Origin of the sequence: Micromonospora sp. KC207 (genome assembly GCF_004348615.1) — a bacterium.
Taxonomy (GTDB): domain Bacteria; phylum Actinomycetota; class Actinomycetes; order Mycobacteriales; family Micromonosporaceae; genus Micromonospora.
In genome coordinates this window covers 1-339 of sequence record NZ_SMKJ01000637.1, presented here as the reverse complement: position 1 = coordinate 339, position 339 = coordinate 1, and the positions used below count along the sequence as shown (strand labels likewise).

Annotated in this window: 1 protein-coding gene; it reads left to right on the top strand. The window is 72.9% G+C overall.

From position 1 onward, the window contains the following. The coding region (locus E1258_RS33795) for a phospholipase D family protein (RefSeq protein ID WP_207919951.1) at positions 1–339 on the top strand (339 nt) is incomplete at both ends.

Below are 339 nucleotides of genomic sequence, written 5' to 3'. Positions count from 1 at the left end.
CCGGACTTCGCGGGGACTCGTCACCTGGTCATCTCGCCGTTCTGCACGCCGGGTGGCCTGAACCGGTGCGCACCCAGCGGGGCGCTGTCGGTGGTGAGCCGGCAGGAGGCGCTCGACCGCCTGCCCGAGGGGAGCCTGGCCGGATCCGAGGCGTTCGTGGTCAGCGCCTTGGCCGGTCTGCCCGCCGAGGAGGCACCGCCGGGCCAGGAGGCGCTGCACGGGCTGCACGCGAAGGTGTACGTGGTGGAGAAGGGCCACCAGGCACGGGTCCTGCTCGGCTCGGCGAACGCCACCGACGCGGCGTTCAGCGGCAACGTCGAGTTGCTGGTAGAGCTGGGC